Consider the following 6965-nt stretch of genomic DNA (forward strand, 5'->3'; position numbering starts at 1 on the left):
CCCCTCTCTCCTGTGGTTCCCCCCCACCCCCCCCCCACCCCCCCCCGCCCGGTGCCCCCCCCACCCCCCCGTGGGGGGGTCTGGCGGCCTACGGCCCCGCCATCCCGCTCGCCTTCGACCACGCCCGGATCCTCGCCGACGGTCTCGACCGCGCCCGCGCCAAGATCGAGTACAGCCCGCTCGCCACCGCATTCCTCCAGCACGACTTCACCATCCCCGAGCTGCGCGCCGTCTACGAGGCCGTCTGGGGCGAGCGCCTGCACGCGGGCAACTTCCACCGCAAGGTGCTCTCCGTCCCCGGCTTCATCGAGTCCACCGGCACCACCACCGAGCGCGGCGGCAGCCGCGGCGGCCCCCGGGCCCGGACGTACCAGGCAGGCGACGCCCGCGCCCTCCACCCGCCGCTGCTCCGGCCCGGCCGCGAGGACGAGGTGCGATGATCCCGCCGACCCCGCACGCCACCGGACCGGCCGCGACGCCGCGCACCTTCGACGAGGCGCTCGCCGCGGTCACCCGGGCCCGCGGCCCCGCCGACCTCCTCCCCGCAGACCGGGCCGACGCCGCCCGCCGGTACCGCCGTCTCGCCCGCCTCCTCCACCCCGACACCGCACCACCCGCCCGCCGCACCGAGGCCGCCGCCGCCTTCGTCCGCCTCGGCCGGCTCTGGGCCGACCACGCCGGCACCGCGGCGGCCACCGACGACACCCTGCGGACGGACGGCCACACCTACCGGCTCGGCCCCGTCACCGCCGTCGGCGACATCGCCGTCCTGCGCTCCGCCACCACCGCCGAAGGGCGCGAGGTCCTGCTCAAGATCCCGCGCAGCCCCTCCGACAACGACCTGATCGACGCCGAGGCCACCGCCCTCACCCGGCTCGCCCGGCACGGCGACCCGCGCTTCCGGGCCTACACCCCGACTCTCGTCGAGACCTTCCGCCACCACGACACCGCAGACCCGGCCGCCGCGCCGCGACAGATCAACGTCCTCGCCCGCACCCCGGGCCTGCGCCCGCTCACCGACGTCCAGTCCGCCCACCCCGACGGCCTCGACCCGCGCGACGCCGCCTGGATCTGGCGCCGCCTGCTCGTCGCCCTCGGCCGGGCCCACCGGGCGGGCGTGCGGCACGGCGCCGTCCTGCCCGAGCACGTCCTCATCCACCCGGCCGACCACGGGCTCGTCCTCGTCGACTGGTGCTACGCCGGCACCGGCCCGCACACCCCGGCCACCGCCCTGGTCGAACGCCACCGCGCGCTCTACCCGCCCGAGGTCGCCGCCCGCCGCCCCGTCACCGAGGCCACCGACATCCACCTCGCCACCCGCTGCATCGAGCAGCTCATGGGCCCCCGGGCCCCCCGGCCGATGCGCGCCTTCATCGCCGGCTGCACCCTCCCCGCCGAGGCCCGCCGACCGCACGACGCCTGGCGGCTGCTCGCCGAGCTCGACGAGCTCCTCCACCGGCTCTACGGCCCGCGCACCTTCCGGCCCTTCCACCTTCCCGCCACCACCTGAGGAGTCCCCATGGGAAGCGGCACCTGGTCCACCGACGTCTACGACGCGGCCGCCCACTACCGCGCCGGCACCGGCGCCAGCGCCTTCGCCTACAGCGACGCCACCACCCGCGGCGCCCGCTCCACCTGGACGGCCCACCCCTCCCTCGACCCGTCCGGCCTCACCGTCCGCGAGAGCCGCGACTCCGACGAGCACCCCGACTCCCTCGCCGTCGCCGTCCTCTTCGACGTCACCGGCTCCATGCAGACCGTCCCGCGCGTCCTGCAGACCAAGCTCCCCGAGCTCTTCGGCCTCCTGCTGCGCAAGGGCTACACCGCCCACCCGCAGATCCTCTTCGGCGCGGTCGGCGACGCCACCTGCGACCGCGTCCCGCTCCAGCTCGGGCAGTTCGAGTCCGACAACCGGATGGACGACGACCTCGGCAACATCCTGCTGGAGGGCGGCGGGGGCGGTCAGATGACCGAGTCCTACGAGCTCGCCATGTACGCCATGGCCCGCCACACCGCCCTCGACTGCGTCGAGAAGCGCGGCCGCAAGGGCTACCTCTTCCTCATCGGCGACGAACTCCCGTACGGCAAGGTCAAGGCCCGCGAGGTCGCCGCCGTCCTCGGCAGCACGATCCCCGAGGACATCCCCGTCCGCGCCGTCGTCGCCGAGCTCCAGCGCCTCTACCACGTCTACTTCATCCTCCCCGCGGGCACCGCCTACGCCGGCAACGCCGAGGTCCTCGCCACCTGGCGCAAGCTCCTCGGCCAGAACGTCATCGAGCTCGACGACCTCGACGCCGTCTGCGAGACCATCGCCCTCACCATCGGCCTCGGCGAGGAGGCCATCGACCTCCAGGAGGGCCTCGACGACCTGGCCGACCTCGGCTCCGGATCCGTCGCCACCGTCGGCAAGGCCCTCGACGGCCTCGCCCGCGGGAGCAAGGCCGTCGCCGTCCCCGGCCCGGCCCTGCTCGACCCCGCCGACCGCTCCGCCACCGGCACCACCCGCCTCTGACGACCGCCCGCCCGCCGCCCGGCCACCGGGGCGGCGGGCGGGGCACCCCAGCCCCGGGCACCCAACTCAAGTTGCAGACACCTTCCACAGGCAGGATGAAGATGAACGCTCGCAAGTCGCGGGGGGGGGGCGGCGCCCGGCAGGTTGGCCGGGGCGGGACCCGCCCCCCCCCCGCCGGCCGCCGGGGGCGGGGGGCGGCCCCGCACCGAACGGGCCGCCATGACCCCACCCAGCCCCGACGGCCACCTCATCGTCTGCGACCTCGGCTTCGGCGACGCGGGCAAGGGCACCGTCGTCGACCACCTCTGCCGCAGCGCCCCCGCCGGCCGGCCCTACACCGCCGTCGTCCGGTACAACGGCGGCGCCCAGGCCGCCCACAACGTCGTCGACGACGACGGCCGCCACCACACCTTCGCCCAGTTCGGCTCCGGCACCCTCACCGGCGTCCCCACCCACCTCTCCCGGTTCACCCTGGTCGACCCGCTCGCCCTCGCCGCCGAGGCCCGCCACCTCGCCGCCCTCGGCGTCCCCGACCCCCTCGCCCTGCTCACCGTCGACCGCCGCGCCCTCCTCACCACCCCGTACCACGCCGCCGCCAACCGCCTGAGCGAACGGCGCCGCGGCCCGCACCGCCACGGCTCCTGCGGCCTCGGCATCGGCGAAACCGCCCGCTACGCCCTCGACCACCCCGACGACGCCCCCACCGCCGGCGACTGCACCAGCCCCGCCCGGCTGCTCCGCCTCCTCACCCTGCTCCGCGACCGCCTCGCCGACCGCCTCGGCCTCACCCCCGCCGACCTCCCCGCACCACCACCCACCGACTGCGCCGACGCCTTCACCGCCTTCGCGACCCGCGTCCGCCTCACCGCACCCGGCCACCTCGGCCGACTCCTCCGCAGCGGCCCGGTGCTCTTCGAGGGCGCCCAGGGAGTCCTGCTCGACGAACACCACGGCTTCCACCCCCACACCACCTGGTCCACCACCACCTTCGCCAACGCCGAGACGCTCCTCACCGAGGAGGGCGACCCGGCCGGCGCCCTGCGCCTCGGCGTGCTGCGCACCTACACCACCCGCCACGGCCCCGGACCGATGCCCACCGAGGACCCCGGGACGGTCCCCGAACCCCACAACGGCACCGGCCCCTGGCAGGGCGCCTTCCGCACCGGCCACTTCGACACCACCGCCCACCGCTACGCCCTCACCGCGGCCGGCGGCGCCCACGCCCTCGCCCTCACCCACCTCGACGTCCCCGCCCGCCACCGCGGCCTGCGCATCGCCGACGGCTACCGCCTCGACGGCGCACCCCTGGCCACCCTCACCGGCCACCCCGGCGACCTCGCCGCCCAGGCCCGCCTCACCGAGGCCCTCCACCGCGCCCGCCCCGACCGCCTCACCGACCCCGGCCCCGACCCGGGCTCCTGGGCGGACGCCATCACCGAGCGCCTCGGCCTCCCGCTCCTGGTCGAGTCCCACGGCCCGATGCCCCGTCAGAAACGCCTCCACCGCGCCCCCGCCCGCCGCGTTACCATCCACCCCATGACCACCACAGACCAGGCAGACCGGACGACCTTCGGCCCCGGCTCGCACTGCCACTGGTGCGGCACGCGCTACTCCGAGGGCACCACCGGCTGGCCCCGCACCTGCCCCGGCTGCCACGAGATCAGCTACCGCAACCCGCTCCCCGTGGTCGTCACCCTCCTCCCCGTCACCGCCGACGGGGCCAGCGGCCTGATCGTCATCCGCCGCACCATCGAGCCGGGCTACGGCAAGCTCGCCCTCCCCGGCGGCTACATCGACTACGGCGAGAGCTGGCAGCAGGCCTGCGTCCGCGAACTCCGCGAGGAGACCGGCATCCTCGCCGACCACGAGCGGGTCACCCTGGTCGCCACCGACTCCGACACCGCCGGCGGCTTCCTCTGCCTCTTCGGCATGCTGCCCCCGCAGCGGCTCGACGAGCTCCCGCCGTCCGCCCCCACCGACGAGACCGAGGGCTGGCAGTTCATGCCCACCGCCTCCCAGCTGGCCTTTCCCTTCCACACCCGGGTCGCGCACGCCTGGTTCAACGGCGACTACGCCCACCTGGCCCGGTAGCGCCCACCGCCCCCGCGAGCCGCCCCGAGGGCTCTGGCGCGCCCGGCGATCACATGGCAAGGTCTGCTCGTCAGCCACCACACGGGCCGCCGCCACAAGCAGCACCGCCCACCGCCCCCGGCCCCCGGGCAGGGGCGCACCACCACCGGGAGACCACCACCGTGAGCACCCCACCCGACGGCCGACCGCTCTGGCGCCCCGACCCGGCCAGGGCCGCCGCCACCCGGATCGTCGCCTTCCAGGCCTGGGCCGCCGAGCACCACGGTGCACCGGCCGCACCGCTCGCCCCCGCCGCCGACGACACCGAGGCCGCCGCCCGGTACGCCGCGCTGCACGCCTGGTCCACGGCCGACCCGGAGGTCTTCTGGACGGCCGTCACCGAGTGGTTCGACATCCGGTTCTCCACCGCACCCGAGGCCGTCCTCGCCGACCCGGCGATGCCGGGCGCCCGCTGGTTCCCCGGCGCCCGCCTCAACTACGCCGAGCACGCCCTGCGCGCCGCCGAGGACCCGCGCAACGCCGACCGGCCCGCGATCCTCCACCTCGACGAGACCACCGAGCAGCCCGCCGCCCTCACCTGGGCGGAGCTCCGCCGCCAGGTCGGCTCCCTCGCCGCCGCCCTCCGCGAGCGCGGCGTCCGCCCGGGCGACCGCGTCGGCGCCTACCTCCCCAACATCCCCCAGGCCGTCGTCGCCCTCCTCGCGACCGCCGCCGTCGGCGCCGTCTGGACGTCCTGCGCCCCCGACTTCGGCGCCCGCAGCGTCCTCGACCGCCTCCAGCAGATCGAGCCCACCGTCCTCTTCGCCGTCGACGGCTACCACTACGGCGGCAAGGACCACGACCGCACCGACGTGGTCGCCGAGCTCCGCCGCGAACTCCCCACGGTGCACACCCTCGTCCACGTCCCGCTGCTCGGCGGCCCCGCCCCCGAGGGCGCCCTCGACTGGGCGGAGCTGGTCGACGGCGACACCGAGCCGGTCTTCGAGCAGGTCCCCTTCGACCACCCGCTCTGGGTGCTCTACTCCTCCGGCACCACCGGCCTGCCCAAGGCGATCGTGCAGAGCCAGGGCGGCATCCTCGTCGAGCACCTCAAGCAGGCCTCGCTCCACCTCGACCTCGGCCCCGACGACCGCTTCCTCTGGTACACCTCCACCGGCTGGATGATGTGGAACTTCCTCGTCGCCGGCCTCCTCGTCGGGTCCACGATCGTCACCTACGACGGCAGCCCCGGCCACCCCGACACCGGCGCCCTCTGGTCGGTCGCCGCCCGCACCCGCGCCACCGTCCTCGGCACCTCCGCCGCCTACGTCATCGCCAGCCGCAAGGCCGACCTCCACCCGGGCCGCGACCTCGACCTCTCCGCCGTGCGCTGCATCGGCACCACCGGCTCGCCGCTCCCGCCCGACGGCTTCCAGTGGATCTACGACGAGGTCAAGCACGACGTCTGGCTCGCCTCCGTCAGCGGCGGCACCGACGTCTGCAGCTGCTTCGTCGGCGGCGTCCCCACCCTCCCGGTCCACCTCGGCGAGATCCAGGCCCCCTGCCTCGGCGCCGCCGTCGAGTCCTGGGACGTGCACGGCCGTCCGCTCACCGACCAGGTCGGCGAGCTCGTCGTCACCAAGCCGCTGCCCTCGATGCCGATCGGCTTCTGGAACGACCCCGACGGCACCCGGTACCGCGACAGCTACTTCGAGATGTTCCCGGGCACCTGGCGGCACGGCGACTGGATCACCGTCACCGCCCGCGGCACCGTCGTCATCCACGGCCGCTCCGACTCCACCCTCAACCGGCAGGGCGTCCGGATGGGCTCCTCGGACATCTACGAGGTGGTCGAGCGCCTGCCGGAGATCGCCGAATCCCTGGTCATCGGCGTCGAGGAGGCCGACGGCGGGTACTGGATGCCGCTGTTCGTCGTGCTGACCCCCGGCGCCGAACTCGACGACGCGCTGCGCACCCGGATCCGCACCTCGCTGCGCTCCGAGCTGTCCCCGCGCCACGTGCCGGACGAGGTCATCGCGGTCACCGGCCTCCCGCACACCCTCACCGGCAAGCGGATCGAGGTCCCGGTCAAGCGACTGCTCTCCGGCACCCCGCTGGAGCAGGCCGTCAACCCCGGCTCCGTCGACAACCTCGACCACCTGCGCTTCTTCGAGCGCCTCGGTCTCGACCGCCGGGCCTGACCGGCCCCCGGGCACGAGCACGGGGGGGGGGCACCCCCCCCCGGCGCGACCCCCCCCCGCGCCCGCGCCCGCGCCGGCCGCGGGGTCCGGGCGGCGGGGCGCCGGGGGCGGCGCGGGGCCGCGCGACTCCAGCCAACGACCGTTCCCTGCTCGTCGAGAGCAGCGATGGGGCTCGGCTGGGT

General features: G+C 75.8%; 4 protein-coding genes and 1 pseudogene. All 5 read left to right on the forward strand.

Annotated elements, in window-relative coordinates:
- Positions 1-440, forward strand: a pseudogene (locus ACFV0G_RS31825) (NUDIX hydrolase); the annotation flags it as partial.
- Positions 437-1510 carry a molecular chaperone DnaJ gene (locus ACFV0G_RS31830; RefSeq protein ID WP_380555516.1) on the forward strand — a complete coding sequence of 358 codons (1074 nt, stop codon included), beginning with the start codon at positions 437-439 and terminating at the stop codon, positions 1508-1510. The pseudogene ACFV0G_RS31825 and the gene ACFV0G_RS31830, both read left to right, overlap by 4 nt.
- 9 nt (positions 1511-1519) lie before the next feature.
- Positions 1520-2512, forward strand: coding sequence for a hypothetical protein (locus tag ACFV0G_RS31835; protein WP_380555518.1), 993 nt, complete (start codon positions 1520-1522; stop codon positions 2510-2512).
- 219 nt (positions 2513-2731) lie between these two features.
- Positions 2732-4603 (forward strand): adenylosuccinate synthetase, encoded by a 1872-nt coding sequence (locus ACFV0G_RS31840; RefSeq protein ID WP_380555520.1) that lies wholly within the window; start codon positions 2732-2734, stop codon positions 4601-4603.
- A gap of 161 nt (positions 4604-4764) precedes the next feature.
- Positions 4765-6783, forward strand: a complete 2019-nt coding sequence (locus tag ACFV0G_RS31845; protein ID WP_380555522.1) for an acetoacetate--CoA ligase — start codon at positions 4765-4767, stop codon at positions 6781-6783.
- The last annotated feature ends 182 nt before the right edge of the window (positions 6784-6965 follow it).

This window comes from Kitasatospora sp. NPDC059571, assembly GCF_042735675.1.
GTDB lineage: Bacteria > Actinomycetota > Actinomycetes > Streptomycetales > Streptomycetaceae > Kitasatospora.

Excerpts from the sequence above, each read along its gene's own strand:
- ACFV0G_RS31830 (WP_380555516.1), top strand. The coding sequence starts at position 437 with ATGATCCCGCCGACCCCGCACGCCACCGGACCGGCCGCGACGCCGCGC.
- ACFV0G_RS31835 (WP_380555518.1), top strand. The coding sequence starts at position 1,520 with ATGGGAAGCGGCACCTGGTCCACCGACGTCTACGACGCGGCCGCCCAC.
- ACFV0G_RS31840 (WP_380555520.1), top strand. The coding sequence starts at position 2,732 with ATGACCCCACCCAGCCCCGACGGCCACCTCATCGTCTGCGACCTCGGC.